The sequence below is a fragment of the Mesorhizobium sp. M0408 genome (assembly GCF_040321495.1).
Lineage (GTDB): Bacteria > Pseudomonadota > Alphaproteobacteria > Rhizobiales > Rhizobiaceae > Mesorhizobium.
The window spans coordinates 190,406-204,367 of the sequence record NZ_JAMYRO010000010.1; the positions used below are offsets into that span (position 1 = coordinate 190,406).

General features: G+C 63.0%; 19 protein-coding genes and 1 pseudogene. 5 read left to right on the forward strand and 15 right to left on the reverse strand.

What is annotated here, in order from left to right:
• Window positions 1-54 precede the first annotated feature (54 nt).
• From NKI67_RS14600 to NKI67_RS14620, 5 genes are all read right to left on the reverse strand, one after another.
• Entirely contained in the window at window positions 55-837 is a 783-nt protein-coding gene (locus tag NKI67_RS14600) for an SDR family NAD(P)-dependent oxidoreductase (RefSeq protein ID WP_023676169.1), read from the reverse strand.
• 98 nt (window positions 838-935) lie between these two features.
• Window positions 936-1,850, reverse strand: a complete 915-nt coding sequence (locus NKI67_RS14605; protein ID WP_023676170.1) for a PfkB family carbohydrate kinase — start codon at window positions 1,848-1,850, stop codon at window positions 936-938.
• Window positions 1,847-3,046 (reverse strand): mannonate dehydratase, encoded by a 1,200-nt coding sequence (uxuA, locus tag NKI67_RS14610; RefSeq protein ID WP_352645673.1) that lies wholly within the window; start codon window positions 3,044-3,046, stop codon window positions 1,847-1,849. The genes NKI67_RS14605 and uxuA overlap by 4 nt, the downstream gene beginning before the upstream one ends.
• A gap of 147 nt (window positions 3,047-3,193) precedes the next feature.
• The gene (locus NKI67_RS14615; RefSeq protein ID WP_023676172.1) at window positions 3,194-3,853 is read right to left on the reverse strand and encodes a ThuA domain-containing protein; all 660 of its coding nucleotides are present in this window, start codon (window positions 3,851-3,853) and stop codon (window positions 3,194-3,196) included.
• A gap of 11 nt (window positions 3,854-3,864) precedes the next feature.
• Complete coding sequence (locus tag NKI67_RS14620; RefSeq protein ID WP_023676173.1) at window positions 3,865-4,962, reverse strand: Gfo/Idh/MocA family protein; 1,098 nt, start codon at window positions 4,960-4,962, stop codon at window positions 3,865-3,867.
• A gap of 240 nt (window positions 4,963-5,202) precedes the next feature.
• Between NKI67_RS14620 and NKI67_RS14625 the strand changes: the two genes are divergently transcribed.
• Window positions 5,203-6,111: a dihydrodipicolinate synthase family protein gene (locus tag NKI67_RS14625; RefSeq protein ID WP_023676174.1), complete on the forward strand. Its 909-nt coding sequence runs from the start codon at window positions 5,203-5,205 to the stop codon at window positions 6,109-6,111.
• Here NKI67_RS14625 and NKI67_RS14630 read toward each other — a convergent pair whose 3' ends face one another.
• From NKI67_RS14630 to NKI67_RS14655, 6 genes are all read right to left on the reverse strand, one after another.
• Entirely contained in the window at window positions 6,112-6,510 is a 399-nt protein-coding gene (locus NKI67_RS14630; protein ID WP_023676175.1) for a DUF1801 domain-containing protein, read from the reverse strand.
• A 91-nt stretch (window positions 6,511-6,601) separates the two neighbouring features.
• Window positions 6,602-7,072, reverse strand: a complete 471-nt coding sequence (locus NKI67_RS14635) for a DUF1801 domain-containing protein (RefSeq protein WP_023676176.1) — start codon at window positions 7,070-7,072, stop codon at window positions 6,602-6,604.
• Between the two features lie 4 nt (window positions 7,073-7,076).
• Window positions 7,077-7,307, reverse strand: a complete 231-nt coding sequence (locus NKI67_RS14640; protein WP_023716563.1) for a hypothetical protein — start codon at window positions 7,305-7,307, stop codon at window positions 7,077-7,079.
• A gap of 87 nt (window positions 7,308-7,394) precedes the next feature.
• Window positions 7,395-7,787, reverse strand: a complete 393-nt coding sequence (locus NKI67_RS14645; protein ID WP_023676178.1) for a VOC family protein — start codon at window positions 7,785-7,787, stop codon at window positions 7,395-7,397.
• A 71-nt stretch (window positions 7,788-7,858) separates the two neighbouring features.
• A complete protein-coding gene (locus NKI67_RS14650; protein WP_023676179.1) occupies window positions 7,859-8,269 on the reverse strand; it encodes an SRPBCC family protein in 411 nt (136 codons plus the stop codon).
• Window positions 8,266-8,589, reverse strand: coding sequence for an ArsR/SmtB family transcription factor (locus tag NKI67_RS14655; RefSeq protein ID WP_023676180.1), 324 nt, complete (start codon window positions 8,587-8,589; stop codon window positions 8,266-8,268). The genes NKI67_RS14650 and NKI67_RS14655 overlap by 4 nt, the downstream gene beginning before the upstream one ends.
• A gap of 251 nt (window positions 8,590-8,840) precedes the next feature.
• Here NKI67_RS14655 and NKI67_RS14660 point away from each other — a divergent pair, with 251 nt between their 5' ends.
• The 4 genes and pseudogenes from NKI67_RS14660 (at window position 8,841) to NKI67_RS14675 (ending at window position 10,244) form a co-directional block, all read left to right on the forward strand.
• Entirely contained in the window at window positions 8,841-9,083 is a 243-nt protein-coding gene (locus NKI67_RS14660; RefSeq protein WP_023676181.1) for a type II toxin-antitoxin system Phd/YefM family antitoxin, read from the forward strand.
• A gap of 50 nt (window positions 9,084-9,133) precedes the next feature.
• Window positions 9,134-9,509: pseudogene (locus NKI67_RS14665) on the forward strand (type II toxin-antitoxin system VapC family toxin).
• Window positions 9,510-9,616: 107 nt separating this feature from the next.
• Window positions 9,617-9,847, forward strand: coding sequence for an AbrB/MazE/SpoVT family DNA-binding domain-containing protein (locus tag NKI67_RS14670; RefSeq protein WP_023676182.1), 231 nt, complete (start codon window positions 9,617-9,619; stop codon window positions 9,845-9,847).
• A complete protein-coding gene (locus NKI67_RS14675) occupies window positions 9,837-10,244 on the forward strand; it encodes a PIN domain-containing protein (RefSeq protein ID WP_023676183.1) in 408 nt (135 codons plus the stop codon). Before NKI67_RS14670 ends, NKI67_RS14675 begins: the two co-directional genes overlap by 11 nt.
• Before the next feature lie 87 nt (window positions 10,245-10,331).
• Here NKI67_RS14675 and NKI67_RS14680 read toward each other — a convergent pair whose 3' ends face one another.
• The 4 genes from NKI67_RS14680 to NKI67_RS14695 form a co-directional block, all read right to left on the reverse strand.
• On the reverse strand, window positions 10,332-11,588 hold the full coding sequence (locus NKI67_RS14680) for an RNA polymerase sigma factor (protein WP_023676184.1): 1,257 nt from the start codon (window positions 11,586-11,588) through the stop codon (window positions 10,332-10,334).
• An 86-nt stretch (window positions 11,589-11,674) separates the two neighbouring features.
• Window positions 11,675-12,115 (reverse strand): YciI family protein, encoded by a 441-nt coding sequence (locus tag NKI67_RS14685; RefSeq protein WP_245274676.1) that lies wholly within the window; start codon window positions 12,113-12,115, stop codon window positions 11,675-11,677.
• Window positions 12,116-12,280: 165 nt separating this feature from the next.
• Entirely contained in the window at window positions 12,281-13,063 is a 783-nt protein-coding gene (locus NKI67_RS14690) for an ABC transporter ATP-binding protein (protein WP_023676185.1), read from the reverse strand.
• A 10-nt stretch (window positions 13,064-13,073) separates the two neighbouring features.
• On the reverse strand, window positions 13,074-13,814 hold the full coding sequence (locus NKI67_RS14695; protein WP_036238341.1) for an ABC transporter permease: 741 nt from the start codon (window positions 13,812-13,814) through the stop codon (window positions 13,074-13,076).
• Window positions 13,815-13,962: the final 148 nt, after the last annotated feature.

Sequence of the window (13,962 nt, forward strand, 5' to 3'; positions counted from 1 at the left end):
GCTCTGCAGCTTCAAGCCGTTCATGAAATGCCTGCGCAAGCAGCAGCGCCGACGTTATTCCTTGCGCGGAGAACCGCCGATGCGCGCCAGCAGGCCGCCATCGACGCGTACGACCTCGCCGGTGACGAAGGAGGCATCGTCGGACAGCAGGAAGGCGACGACTGCGGCAATCTCTTGCGGCCGGGCGGTACGGCCGAGCGGATGCATATTGTCGAGGATGCGCAGGATCTCGTCGGGCTTATCGTTGAGTTTCACCGCATCCCGCAGCATCGGCGTGTCGACCGCACCCGGAGCGACGGCATTGACGCGCACGCCGAGCGGCGCATAGTCGACGGCCATCGATTTGACCAGGCCGATCAGGCCGTGCTTGGCCGTGCTGTAGGCCAGAACCCCTTCCTGGCTGGCCAGACCCTGCACCGAGCTCATATGGACGATGGCGCCGCGGCTTTGCCGCAGCAGCGGCATCGCCGCGCGGGAGAGCAGGTAGGCAGCCTTGAGGTTGACGTTCATCACCTCGTCCCAAAGCGCCTCGTCCGTGGTCTCCACCGTTCCGTAACGCTGGATGCCGGCATTGTGGGAGAGCATGTCGAGCCCGCCGAACGCGGACCGGGCAAGCTCGACGGCGCGGCCACAGGCCTCAGTGTCGGCGGTCGAGCCAAGCACGGTGTGCACGGTCACGCCGCGCGCCGAAAGCTGCGCCGCTACCTCATCCAACTGATCGCCCGCCCGGTCGAACAGGATCAGGTCGACGCCTTGCTCGGCCAGTCTTTCGGCGACAGCACGGCCAATGCCCATGGCCGCCCCGGTGACCAGTGCGCGTTTTTTGAACTCAGCCATTTATCCTCCCTCGAACAGTTGCGCAGCGACTGCCATGGTAGTCGACGGGCGCCACTTGACGTGCTCTTTCCACCGAGCCGGCCCAAGCGTGTTCGGCATCATGTCGATCCTTGCATGAAAGCCAGCGTTTCCGCGCGCGTCGGTGCGCCAAGACGTCCGCCAAAGCGCAGGCATTTCAGGGCGGCGGCGGCGCTGGCCACTGCTATCGCCCGCTCTTCGTCCCAACCTTCGGCCAGGCCGAGAGCGAAGGTGCCGTGGAACACGTCGCCTGCCGCCAGAGTGTCGACGGCTTCGACCCGCGGCGACGGCAGATGACGGACGTCATTGCTGCCCGAGTAGCGGAACACGGTGCCGTTCGCCCCATCGGTGACCGCCACGAAGGCGCCGGTCCGTTCGCCGAGAATGGCGACGGCAGAACCGGCGGATATCTCCGGACCGCAAAGGATGCGTGCCGCCGGCAGCGAAGCAACGACATGCGAGGCGAGCGGCAGCAGCCGGTCGAGCACCGGTCGCGACGCGACATCGGCGTCAAGGATCGCCGGGATGCCGCACTCGCGAGCCTTCGCCAGCGCCAGGGCCGCGGCTCCGGGCCAGCGGACATCAACCAGCACGGCGTCGAAGCGGGAAAAATCCGCGGGCGGAAGACGGTCAGGATCGGCTTGCGTGACTGCATCGTAGAAGGGCACAATCATACGCTCGCCGGCGGCATCGACCAGGATCGTGGCAATGGCCGAGCGGCCACCTTCAACCCTGCGCACCAGCGAACAGTCGACCCGCTCCGCCTCCATCTGGCCGATGACATCGCGGCCGACAGCATCGTCGCCGACGCTTGCCCATAGCCAGACCTGCCCGCCCTGGCGGCTGGCCGACGCGGCCGCGCTTGCTGCCATGCCGGCCGCGATCTGCACGGCCTCGCTTGGCAGGAACTTGCCGGCGCCGGAGGGCAGGACATCGAGGCGCAAGATCGTGTCGTAGGTGAGCGCGCCGACGCAGAGCAGGCGGGGCGCCGTCATTGCAGCCCGTAGCCGCGCTGATGGGCAATCGCCGTCATCACGCCTCTCAATTCGGCAAGGCCGCGAAGACGGCCGATCACGGGGTAGCCGGGATGGGTGTGCCGCGCGGCGTCATCGATCAGCTCGTGGCCATGATCCGGGCGAAACGGCAGCAGCGCCGCCGGTTCCCCGGCGTCGCGGCGGCGTTGCTGCTCGTCGAGCAAGATCGAAACCACCGAGACCATGTCGACATCGCCGCTCAGATGCTCGGATTCCATGAACGAGCCGTCCGGGTCCTTGCTGACGTTGCGCAGATGCACGAAGTTGATCTTGTGCGCAAAGCGCCTGGCGATGGCGGGCACGTCATTGGCCGGGTTGGCGCCCAGCGACCCCGTGCACAAGGTGAGGCCGCTATGGGCCGATGGCACGGCGTCCAGGATAAGGGCGATGTCGTCGGCGTTCTTGACGATCCGGCACAGGCCGACGAGATCGCGCGGCGGATCGTCCGGGTGGATCGCCAACGTGACGCCCGCCTCTTCGGCCGCCGGCAGCACGTTTTCGAGAAACCGGACGACGTTCTCGCGCAGCCGGTCGTGCGACAGGCCCGACTGCTCGGCCACCACTTCGCGCAATTCCGCTATGTCATAGCGCTTGAAGGCGCCCGGCAGGCCGGCCATGATGTTGGCAAGCAGACGCTCTTTTGACGCATCCGGCGTCGCCTCGAACCATTCGCTCGCCCGCTGGAGAACATCGGACGCATAGTCGCGCTCAGATCCCTTGCGCTGCAGCATGTAGCAATCGAACGCGGCAAGCTCGTGCATGTTCATCCGGAGCGCCCGTCCGCCGCCCGGCAGCGGCGCAGCCAGGTCGGTCCGGGTCCAGTCGAGGATCAGCATGAAGTTGTAGCAGACCGTGCGCACACCGCAGGCGCCGAGATTGCGTAAGGTCTGCCTGAAATTGTCGTAGAGCCGGTCGAGATCGCCGCGGCCGAGCTTGATGTCCTCGTGCACGGGCACACTCTCGACGACGCTCCATTTGAGGCCCATCGCCGGATCCGCCTCGATAAGCCCCTGGCGCTGCCTGATGGCGTCGATCGGCCAGACTTCGCCGTAAGGGATGTCGTGCAATGCCGTCACGATGCCGGTTGCGCCGGCCTGCCTTGCGTGGGCAAGCGTTGCCGCGTCACTCGGACCAAACCATCGCCACGTCTGCTTCATTCGACCTCCAGCTACGGAATTTTCGATGAGACTACAAGTATTGGATGCTACCATGGCAGTCAATTGCCGCAGTCCAGTGCCTGTGTCCGCGTTCGGGTGGCCGCCCTATGAGAGATTACAACGATACGTGGCGTTCAGATTGAACGGCTATCCAAGGTCCGAGTTTCGGCTGGCCCAAATCGCGCCGCGTTCGAACATCGTGCGCATTTGCGGCACGGCGAACTCGTCGGCGGTGTGCCCGAGCGCGCTGTAGAAGACGCGGCCCCTGCCGTAGCGGCGCTTCCAGACAACCGGCATGACGACGCCGGCGATGAAATCGAGATGCTCGCCGGTGAAAGTAGTCGTCGCCAGCACCTCGTTGGTCGGATCGACATGCATGTAATACTGCTCTGAACGGTAGGCGAAGCCGTCGATGCCCTGCATGACCGGATCGCCTGGCCTGGTGATGTCGACGTGATAGTCGATGATGTTGCCGGGATGGGCGACCCACTGGCCGCCGGTCATGAACTGGTATTCCGGCTCGTTGCGGAAGCTGTCGCACATAGTGCCGTGAAAGCCCGCAAGGCCGGTGCCGGCCCCGACGGCGCTGGTCAGGTTTTGCAGCTCCGGCTTTTCGATTGTCGACATGGTGATCACCGGGACAATGAGATCGAGCTTGTCCAGCTGCGGATCGGCAAGTGCCGAAGTCCCCTGCTCCAGCTGCACGTCGAAGCCGTTGCCGGCCAGCATCTCCTTGACGATTTCGGCGCTTCGGGCCGGGGTGTGACCTTCCCAGCCGCCCCAGAAAATCAGTGCCGTCTTGCTCATCGCATTATTCCCTATTCCAGAATTCCGAAAGGCAGGTCGGCGCGCATCGGCGCCGGCCGGGCGCAGCGATATCTGAGATCGATACCCTGCCCTATCTCTGCTGAAGAGATGATCGATTCCATGATTTCCAGGACATGGAGGGAAAGATCGAGACTGGCGCGGTGTTGCCTGCCCGAGACGACCGCCTGCGCCATGTCGGCAAGGCCGAGGCCCCGGTAATTGCCGTCGCCATACGAATGGATCTGATCGGCCACCGTCCAGTCGCCCTTGCGCTGGCTGGTCCTGATGTCGCCCTGAAACTGGTTGGGATCGGAGACGATCATCGAGCCCTTGGTTCCGTAAAGTTCGATGTGATTGTGTTCATGCTTCCAGACGTCGAAGCTGGTGGTGATCGAGACCGCGGCGCCATTCTCGAATGCGAGCAGGCCGGAAATATGGGTCGGCACCTCGACCCGGATGGTTTCGCCCTGGCGCGGTCCAGAACCGATGGTGCGGGTGGCGTAGGAAGACTTCGCCTGCCCGGTCACGGATTTTACCGGACCCAGGAGATTGACCAGGCAGGTCAGATAGTACGGTCCCATGTCGAGCATTGGCCCACCGCCGGGCTGATAGTAGAAATCCGGATTGGGATGCCAGAGCTCGTGGCCGGGCACCTGCATGAAGGCAGAGCCGGCGACAATGGTCCCAGCCGTATCCTCATCGACCAGCCGCCGCGCCGTCTGGTGGGAGCCGCCAAGAAAGGTGTCGGGTGCGCAGCCGACGCGCACGCCCTGTTCGCGCGCCGCCGCGACCAGCCGCTCGGCGTCGCTGAGCGTCGTTGCCAGCGGCTTCTCGGAATAGACGTGCTTGCCTTGCCCGACAGCCTGCAGGCCGACCGGCACATGATGCTGCGGCGTCGTCAGATTGAGCACGATCTCGACGCGCGGATCGGCCAACAGCGCGTCGACCGGCATGGCAGCCAGGCCGTAGGCCGCTGCCTTGGCCTCGGCTGCCGCCCGGTTGATGTCGGCGACGCCGACAATGTCGAGCACCGGGAATTGTGGCGATGCCTTCAGATAGGCATCCGAAATGTTGCCGCAGCCGATAATGCCGACACCGATCCTCCGCATGGGCTTCTCCTCAAAAGGCGGCATTGATGAAACAGCAGAACTCGTTTGTCACCCCCCTTTCGGCCAGACGACGTTATCCCGTGACAAGGATATACCTCGAGAGCCTCAGAACCGCCGCCCGATCACAATCGCGCGCCTATGCGCGAGCCGCTTGCTTTCGAGGTCGAACGGCCGGTACTCAGCAACATTGCTTCATGTAGCTTGCTCGACATTTTTGATGCCGGCTTTAGAAGGACGCAAATGATCCGCCCACAAGGAACCATCGCACCGATCCTGACGCCGTTCGAAAACGACGGCCGGATCGCCCGCGATCTCTGGATATCCCACGCCAAATGGGTGCTGGATCAGGGAGCGCATTTCCTGTCGCCGTTCGGCACCACGGGCGAGGCCTTGTCCGTCTCGTTGCGCGAGCGAATGCAAGCGCTGGAGTGGCTGGTCGAGGCCGGCATTTCGCCAAGCCATCTGATGCCCGGCACCGGTGTCACAGCACTTGCCGAGACCGTCGAGCTGACGGCGCATGCCGTCGGGCTCGGCTGTGCCGGGGTGATGGTGCTGCCGTCGTTCTTCTATACGGCCGCCGGCGACAACGGACAGGCCCGCTACTATGGCGAGCTGATCGAACGGGTGGCGAACCCGGCGATGAGGATGATCCTCTACCACATCCCGCAGAATTCCGGCGTACCGGTGAGCCCGGCGCTGACCGCCCGCTTGAGCCAAGCGTTTCCGGATGTCGTGGTGGCTTACAAGGACAGCGCCGGCGATTGGAACAACACCGCGGCAGTCATTGCGGCAGCCCCAAGGGTCGCGGTGTTCCCGAGCTCGGAAGCACAGCTGACGAAAGGCCTCGCCAACGGTGCTGCGGGATGCATCTCGGCGACGGTCAATCTGAATGCCGCAGCGATCCGGGCCCTCTACGACGCAGCACTGGCGGGAGAGGACATTACTGACGCGGATGCCGCCATCAAGGCGTTCCGCAAAATCATCCAGGACGCCGGCCTCATCTCCGCGATGAAGGCAGTGCTGGCGGTACGGTCCGGCGACAGACGCTGGCTGAACCTGCGCGCGCCGCATGAGAACGCGACGCAAGCCACCGGCGAAGCTTTGCTCGCCGCTCTCGGCCCGCTAGCCGACCATATCGGCCGGAGCTGACTATCGGGCCGCGTTCAGGGCGGCAGCAGCGCGTATCAGCGCCTTGAACGCATTCTCATCTATATCTTCGCCCTCACGGATATCGATGGCGCGCCTGGTGTTGCCTTCGAGACTGGAGTTGAACAGGCCTGAAGGATCCGGCAGGGAGGCGCCCTTTGCGAAGGTCACCTTCACGACGTTCTTGTAGGTCTCGCCGGTGCAGATTATTCCGGCGTGCGACCACACCGGAACGCCTCGCCACTTCCACTCCTCGACCACTTCCGGGTCAGCCTGCTTGACGAGAGCGCGGATATGGGAAAGCGTCTTGCCTCGCCAATCGCCCAGCTCACTGATCCTCGCATCTATCAGCTGAGAGGGAGAGCTTTCTGCATTTCCTTCCATAGAGCCACTCTTCATCATCATTGTCGCTTTCCCTAGGGTTGTTGCCGCTCGCCCGTCACATGAATACCGCTAGTCGGCACCGGGTTTGCGGGAATGACTCGCATTCCACTCACATTCGCTCGCCAGGCAACTGGCTGGCTTGCTTTACCCAGTCGGTGAGTTGAGCTTCGTCGAGCTGGTCGTCCTCGCGGATGTCGAGGTAGCGCACGTCCTTGTGCTTGGACTCGCCTGGAGGGACAGGATGCAGCGACGTGCCGCGGAAGAAAGCCAGCTTGATGTACTTTGTGAAGCAATGGAAGTTGAGGAACCAGCCTTGACCCTCTACGCCATAGAAGGGCGAGTTCCATTTGACGGCCTTGCGCAGGTTGGGAACGTTGCGCTCGATGAGTGCGTCGAGGCGGCGGCCGACGTCGCGTTTCCAGCCCGGCATGGCCGCGATGTAGGCCTGCACAGGAGCGTCACCATCACCCTTCGGGATCTGCGGGTTGCCGCCTGCGAGGAGGACCGGCTTGGCGGCTGCAGGCTTGGCGGCGGGCTTCTTCGCGACCGCCGCTGACTTGATGGACGTCTTGTTGGCCATGCGTTCACTCCAATGCGCCGGTGCCCCCTGCGTTGCGCCACTTGGGCGCGTAAGGCAGCACGAACATGTACAGACCGGTAAGCAGGAGCAAGCCGAGTGGAAACAGCGGCAAGAGGTATACCCAGTAGGCGGGTTCCTTGCCTGCTCCCAGGCTGATGAAGATGGCGGCGACGACCGCCGCAAAGATAATCGACAGCCAGCGGTGGATCTGCCGAACCCATTTGTTCCAATCCATTGAGACCTCCTCTGAAGACGAACCGAAGCGGATCGGGCGGCCCGTTTGGCGACTCCCGCCGGGCAGCCACGCCACTGAACGCATGCTTTACCAGCGCGCCAGTTGGGTGATTTGAACGAGATTGCCGCAGTTGTCGTTCAGCTGGGCGATGGTCGAGCCGGTTACTTCGGTCGGCGGCATCGTGAACTCGGCGCCGCGCGCTTTTATGCGCTCGTAGTCGCCCTTGACGTTATCGGTGAAGAACATGACCGCGGGCTGGCCCTGCTGGAAAATGGCTTGCTGGTAGGTCTTTGCAGCCGGGTTGTCATTGAGCGCGAGTTGCAGCTCGGCACCGTCCGGCTCGTCGGGTGATCCAACGGTCAGCCAGCGAAACGGCCCATTGCTGAAATCGGCCTTCTTGGTAAAGCCGAGCGTTTCGGTGTAAAAGCCCAGTGCCTTTTCCTGGTCGTCCACGTATACTTTGGCCAACTTGATCTTCATTGGCTTGCCTCCATTATCGCCTCGTGATGTCGCTCTGTAACAGAGCCCTTGCTTGGATAGCCCAGCGGATCTCAGTCCGTCCGCGCCAGAACCTGCTCCAGATCGTCAAAGAACCTCGGCCAGCCGACTTTGGCACCCCGGAAGTAAGGCTGCTGATCCGGCCGGAAGCCCGACTGTTCCATGCGCAAGCGGGCTCCGGTGCTCGTGGGGGTGAGGGTCCAGGAGACGACACTCTTGAGATCCTTGGTATCCCACGTGTAAGTCAGTGTTCTGTTCGGCTCGACCGTCTGCACCTGACACTCGACAGAGCCCCAGTCTGCGTGAAGATTGAAGCGGTGGTTCGCGACAGGTTTGAAGTCATTTTTCATGAGCCACTCCTCGATCAAGTGTGGTTGCGTGAGCGCGCGCCAGATCTTCTCGGGCGGATAAGCGATTTCCCGTTCAACAATGACGGAGAGTGTTTCGGTCGACGTTCGGTTCACTGGTCCATCCTTTTGAGCAGGTCTTCGAGGTCGTCGAACCGGCTCTGCCAGAACCCGGTCATCTGGCTTGTCCAGTCAATCAGGGGGGCAAGCGCAGCAAGCTGCGCGCTATAATGGGTCTGTCGCCCTGCATGGCGGTCGCGCACGAGCCCGGCCTGCCTCAAAACGCCGAGATGTTTTGACACGGCCGGTTGCGAGATCCCGGCCTGAGCCGTCAGAGCCCCGACCGTCTGCTCTCCTTCGCGACACAGCCGCTCAAAAATAGCGCGCCGAGTCGGATCGGCAAGCGTTCTGAAGAGTACATCGTGAGCCTTTGGCATTGGGATCGATAACCCTTCGGCTATTGATCGATGTATAACCACCGGGATATGTGTGAGTCAAGCGGGAAGCGGCACAATTCTCGTTGCAGGAGCGATCACCTGCTTCGCTCACACAGCGGTCTGCTTCAAGAAGTGGAACGAGCGCCGCGACGGTCGCTGACCTGGGGGCAGCCTGGTGTGCCAAAGTACTCTGCGCTGGAATCGTCAAGTGTGATGCGCTATATGACTATCTACATGGTCAGGAGCGTGACATGGACGCGGTCAATCTGGCGGACGCCAAGGCACATCTGAGTGAGCTCGTCGACCGGGTTGAAGCTGGAGACTCGATCGACATAACCCGGCGTGGCAAGCCGGTCGCCAGGCTCACGGCCGTGGCCCGCCCTCGCAAACGGATCGACGCCGTCCTGCTCCAATCCCTGACCGCAACCATGCCTCTGCAGGCTCAGGCTGCCACCGATCTGGTGCGATCGATGCGAGATGGCGATCGCTATTGACGTCCTATCTCGATACTTCGCTGATCATCGCGGCGCTATCCAACGAAGCCATGACCGCGCGCGTTCAGGGCTGGGCTAGCGGAGCAGGACCCTGCGCAACTTGTGATCAGCGACTGGACCATCACCGAGATGTCCTGCGCCATGGCGATCAAGCTTCGGACCGGACAAATCGACCTGGAGCAACGCGCGGCAGCGCTCGCGATGTTCAATAAGCTTGTCGCTGAGAGCTTCACCGTGCTGCCGGTGACGGGCGGGCATTTTCGGGTCGCCGCGAAATTCGCCGATCAGCATATGCTCGGGCTTCGTGCTGGCGACGCCCTGCACCTCGCGACGGCATCGGAGCATGGCGCCACGGTGTGGACCCTCGACCAGCGGCTCGCCGAGGCAGGACCGATTCTCGGCGTGCCGACGCAGTTGCTGGCATGATCGAGGCCCTCTCCTCCAAAATGAATAAACCGATTGGCTGCAATTCTTGACCTTGACGACTTGTGGATATACATTTCTTCCAGCGTATATCTAAGAGAGGAAGTGGCATGCAGGTCGCCAAATGGGGAAACAGTCTTGCGGTCCGCCTTCCCGCCGCTGTGGTCGAAGCGCTTGAACTCAGGGAAGGCGATGAGATCGAAATCCATGTCGCTGACGCCCGCCAGCTTGGCGTCGCGCGGAAGCCCGGGCGTGAGGAGTTGCTGAAGCGTCTCCGCGCCTTCCGCGGTCGGCTTCCCGCTGACTTCAAATTCGATCGGGACGAGGCAAATGCCCGTTAGTTTTTTCGATACCAATGTCCTTCTTCATATCGCGTCAGGCGACACGGCGAAGGCGGATCGGGCCGAGGCGGTCATCGCCGATGGCGGGGCGATCAGCGTGCAGGTTCTCAATGAACTCACCAATGTCGCGCGTCGGAAGATGCAAATGTCATGGGACGAAACGCATGCGCTGCTGACCACGCTGCGCGGCCTGTTGACGGTTCATCCGCTCACGCTCGAGACCCACGAAACAGGATTGAGGCTCGCCGAGCGGTACGGCCTTTCCACCTATGACGCGATGATCGCCTCCGCGGCGGTTCACGCTGGCTGCGATACACTTTGGTCGGAGGACATGCAGCACGCAATGGCGCTCGACGAAGGCTTGCGCATCGTTAATCCCTTTCGCGTTGCGAGCTGATCACGCTCATTGAAGGGGGCTGGCCGGGAGCGAACTGGCGGCTTTCGATGTTGCCGAGCGGCGCGTCGGGCACGGAGAGCGATGCTGTCAACCACAAGCGTCTGCGCGGGCGAGGAGAAAGGCCGCTTCGCGCACGTTGCGGGTGAGCTTGGCCGCAGCCTCGAATTCGGCGCGGGCCTCGGCCAGCCGGCCGGCCCGAAACAGAAAATCGCCCCTCGCCGCCGGCAATGGCGCATAATTGCGCAAGGCGGCGGCGTCGGCAATCTCGTCTACCAGCCGCAGGCCCGCTTCGGGCCCGAAGGCCATGCTGTGGGCGACCGCTCGATTGAGATCGACCACCGGCGAGGGCATCACTGCACGCAGCCGGTCGTAGAGCGCTGCGATACGGGGCCAGTCGGTATCGGCCGGACTGCGCGCCCGCGCGTGACAGGCTGCAAGCGCGGCCTGCAACACATAGGGGCCATCGCCCCCGAGGGCTTCGGCACGGGCCAGCGCGTCAAGGCCTCGGCGGATCAGCAGCTGGTCCCAGCGCGCGCGGTTTTGCTCGGTCAGGGTCAAGAGGGCGCCGTCCGGCCCGATGCGTGCCGGCAGGCGCGATGCCTGGATTTCCATCAGAGCCAGCAGGCCGAACACCTCGGCATCCTCGGCCATCAACCCCGCCAGCATGCGGCCGAGCCGTTGTGCCTCCAGGCACAGGCTCGGGCGGACAAGGTCGTCGCCTGCCGTGGCAGCATAGCCTTCATTGAAGATGAGATAGATGACCTCCAGCACCGAGGACAGACGCGCCGCACGCTCGGCGCCGCGCGGCACCTCGAAGCTGAGCCCGGCCTTTCCGATCGTCCTCTTTGCGCGGACGATGCGCTGGGCGATCGTCACCTCGCTCGACAGGAAAGCACGGGCGATCTCGTCCGTCGTCAGGCCGCCGATGACACGCAGCGTGAGGGCCGCGCGGGCGTCGGCCGAAAGTATGGGGTGGCAGGCTGTGAAGATGAGGCCCAGCAGCTCGTCGCCAAGATCGTCGTTCATGGCCATTTCGTTTCCCTCGGCCGTACCATCGCAGTCGCCGTCCAGCTCCCGCGCGATCTCCTCATGCTTGCGCTCGCGCATCTTGTCGCGACGGATCGCGTCGATGGCGCGGCGTTTGGCGACCGTCATCAGCCAAGCGCCGGGATTAGCCGGAACGCCGGTCCTGGACCATTCGGATAGGGCTATGACGAGGGCGTCCTGCACCAGTTCCTCTGCAAGATCGACATTGCGCACGAGGCGGGCCAGGCCCGCGATGAGCCGGGCACGTTCAATGCGAAAAATCGCCTCGATCGCCTGCTGCGTCTCGCCTGCCGTCATGCTGCCTTATCGGCCAAAGCCATAACGAAGGCAAAGCAGGTTGCGGCCGACAGGTTCAGTTGCCGCTGAGCTTCTCGCGCGTCCGGTCATGGATTTCCGTGACCTCCGGCGTCAGATTCCCATTGCCAATCAGCCATCTCGTACAGCGGCCGGATTTCAATCTCGCTCGGTCCGGGCATGGGATTGGGGCAGCGCTTCACCCAGGCGACAGCCTCGTCCATGTCCTTGACTTCCCAGAGCCAAAAGCCGGCGACCAGTTCGCGGGTCTCGGCGAAAGGCCCGTCGATGACCGTCCGGCGGGGACCATCGAACGCAACGCGCTTGCCCTGCGAGGAGGGCTTGAGGCCATCGGCGTCGAGCAAGATGCCGGCATTGCGCAGCTCGTCGTTGAACCTGCCCATCGCCTCCATCGCCTCCTTCGCCTCGGGCGTGGGGACAAAGCCCTTTTCGCTGTCCTCGGTAGCCTTCACGAGCACCATCACACGCATCGTCTGTCTCCTTGTTGAGCCGGACTCACCGGCCGGCATCGAAACGACGAACGGAGTTTAGGAAATCGACATTGTCCTGCAAATTTTTTTCGAGGTTGAGGAGAAAGCCGCCGATCGCGGCTCCCCTGGTCAGGAATCGCGATGGCGCGATATCGAGATTGGGCGCAACGGTGGTCGCCGATTGTAAGTAATTGAGTGGCCCGCCTAAACCATTTCGGGACGTTTTGAAGCCTCGCGGATCGCCTTGTGTACGCTGCGCTGCAAATCCATGAAGGCCGGGGTTTCCATGACCTCTTCCCGGCGCGGGCGCTCGATGTCGACATTGAAGGTCTGCATGATGCGTCCCGGGCCGATCCCCATCACGACGATGCGGTCCGACAGGTAGACGGCTTCTTCCACATCATGGGTGACGAAGAGCACGGTGAGCCTGTGCTCCTCCCAGATCTGCGTCAGGAGTTCCTGCATCTGATGCCTGGTCAAGGCATCGAGCGCGCCAAAGGGCTCGTCCATCAGAAGCATTTTGGGTCGATAGGAAAGGGCACGCGCTATGGCCACCCGTTGCTTCATGCCGCCAGAAAGCTCAGACGGATAGCGATTGGCGCTGTGCGGGAGCTTGACCAGATCGAGATGCTCGCGTGCTATCCTGCGGCAGGTCGCGCGATCATGACCCGCGGCCTTGAGCGCGAACTCGATGTTCTGCTGCGCCGTCAGCCAGGGAAGCAGGGTGTAGGACTGGAAGACGACGCCGCGGTCGAGGCCCGGCTGCAGGATCGGCGCGCCATCGATGGCAAGATCTCCCGCGTCGAAATCCTGCAGTCCGGCAACGATCGACAGCAGCGTGCTCTTGCCGCAACCCGACGTGCCCACCAGCGAGACGAACTCGTTGTCGGCAAGATCGAGATTGATATCGCGCAGCACTTCCGTGCGCCGCGCGCCCGTGCCGAAGCTCTTGTGGAGACCTTTGATCCCCAATTTGGGCAAACTCATCGGCCCGGCCTCATTGCACGTGGCCCTCCTGCCGGAACAGCACTTTTCCCAGTGCCTTCATGACCTGGTCGGTAATGAGGCCAAGCACGCCCAGTAGCAGGATGTAGCCGATGATGGTGTTTGTCTGGAAATAGCGTTGGGACACGGTGATGCGGTAGCCGAGGCCTGATGTCGCCGCGACAAGTTCCGCCAACACCAGCCAGGTCCATGCCCAGCCGAGACTGATGCGTAACGTATCCCAGATGCCTGGCAAGGCGCTGGGAACCACAATGCGCGTCAGGATCCTGCGATCCGGCAGGCCGAGTGTCCTGCCAAGGCCAATGAAATCAGCGGGAACCCGCTTCACATTGTCCATGATCATCAGCACCTGCTGAAAGAAGGTGCCGATGAAGATGATCAGGAACTTCTGGGCATCGCCGGTCCCCGACCACAGGATGGAGAGGGGCACGAAAGCGACCACCGGCATGTAGCGGATAAAATCCACAAGCGGCTCGATCGCCGCTTCCCAGGTCCTGAAGCTGCCGATCAGCACGCCAATCGGAATCGCCAATGCCGAGGCGATGAGGAAGCCAATGGAAATACGGTATATCGAGGCTCTGACATCCAGCCACAGCGTGCCGTCACCCGAGAGCTTGCCGAGCTGGGTCACCACGCTCCCCGGCGAGGGCAGGAAAATCGGCTTTACCAGCCCCAGCCCCGTTGCCGCCCACCAGGCGAGACCGAGGCCGGCAAAAACCGCCACTGCTATCATCAGGAAGCGCGAGCGTGCGATGGGCGCGCCCCTACCGGGGGTTCGGGGGCGGCGCCTCGGGGGTTTCTTAACCCGCCCCCGCGCTGCGGGAGGCGGGCGTGGGTTTGTGGCCCCCTGCGCGGGCAATTTGGTCACCCCCCCCAGCCCC

What these genes read in the sequence shown, in the direction of transcription:
- NKI67_RS14600 (WP_023676169.1), bottom strand. Translation starts at nt 837, where the DNA reads ATGGCTGAGTTCAAAAAACGCGCACTGGTCACCGGGGCGGCCATGGGC.
- NKI67_RS14605 (WP_023676170.1), bottom strand. Translation starts at nt 1,850, where the DNA reads ATGACGGCGCCCCGCCTGCTCTGCGTCGGCGCGCTCACCTACGACACG.
- uxuA (WP_352645673.1), bottom strand. Translation starts at nt 3,046, where the DNA reads ATGAAGCAGACGTGGCGATGGTTTGGTCCGAGTGACGCGGCAACGCTT.
- NKI67_RS14615 (WP_023676172.1), bottom strand. Translation starts at nt 3,853, where the DNA reads ATGAGCAAGACGGCACTGATTTTCTGGGGCGGCTGGGAAGGTCACACC.
- NKI67_RS14620 (WP_023676173.1), bottom strand. Translation starts at nt 4,962, where the DNA reads ATGCGGAGGATCGGTGTCGGCATTATCGGCTGCGGCAACATTTCGGAT.
- NKI67_RS14625 (WP_023676174.1), top strand. Translation starts at nt 5,203, where the DNA reads ATGATCCGCCCACAAGGAACCATCGCACCGATCCTGACGCCGTTCGAA.
- NKI67_RS14630 (WP_023676175.1), bottom strand. Translation starts at nt 6,510, where the DNA reads ATGATGAAGAGTGGCTCTATGGAAGGAAATGCAGAAAGCTCTCCCTCT.
- NKI67_RS14635 (WP_023676176.1), bottom strand. Translation starts at nt 7,072, where the DNA reads ATGGCCAACAAGACGTCCATCAAGTCAGCGGCGGTCGCGAAGAAGCCC.
- NKI67_RS14640 (WP_023716563.1), bottom strand. Translation starts at nt 7,307, where the DNA reads ATGGATTGGAACAAATGGGTTCGGCAGATCCACCGCTGGCTGTCGATT.
- NKI67_RS14645 (WP_023676178.1), bottom strand. Translation starts at nt 7,787, where the DNA reads ATGAAGATCAAGTTGGCCAAAGTATACGTGGACGACCAGGAAAAGGCA.
- NKI67_RS14655 (WP_023676180.1), bottom strand. Translation starts at nt 8,589, where the DNA reads ATGCCAAAGGCTCACGATGTACTCTTCAGAACGCTTGCCGATCCGACT.
- NKI67_RS14660 (WP_023676181.1), top strand. Translation starts at nt 8,841, where the DNA reads ATGGACGCGGTCAATCTGGCGGACGCCAAGGCACATCTGAGTGAGCTC.
- NKI67_RS14670 (WP_023676182.1), top strand. Translation starts at nt 9,617, where the DNA reads ATGCAGGTCGCCAAATGGGGAAACAGTCTTGCGGTCCGCCTTCCCGCC.
- NKI67_RS14675 (WP_023676183.1), top strand. Translation starts at nt 9,837, where the DNA reads ATGCCCGTTAGTTTTTTCGATACCAATGTCCTTCTTCATATCGCGTCA.
- NKI67_RS14680 (WP_023676184.1), bottom strand. Translation starts at nt 11,588, where the DNA reads ATGACGGCAGGCGAGACGCAGCAGGCGATCGAGGCGATTTTTCGCATT.
- NKI67_RS14685 (WP_245274676.1), bottom strand. Translation starts at nt 12,115, where the DNA reads ATGCCGGCCGGTGAGTCCGGCTCAACAAGGAGACAGACGATGCGTGTG.
- NKI67_RS14690 (WP_023676185.1), bottom strand. Translation starts at nt 13,063, where the DNA reads ATGAGTTTGCCCAAATTGGGGATCAAAGGTCTCCACAAGAGCTTCGGC.
- NKI67_RS14695 (WP_036238341.1), bottom strand. Translation starts at nt 13,814, where the DNA reads ATGATAGCAGTGGCGGTTTTTGCCGGCCTCGGTCTCGCCTGGTGGGCG.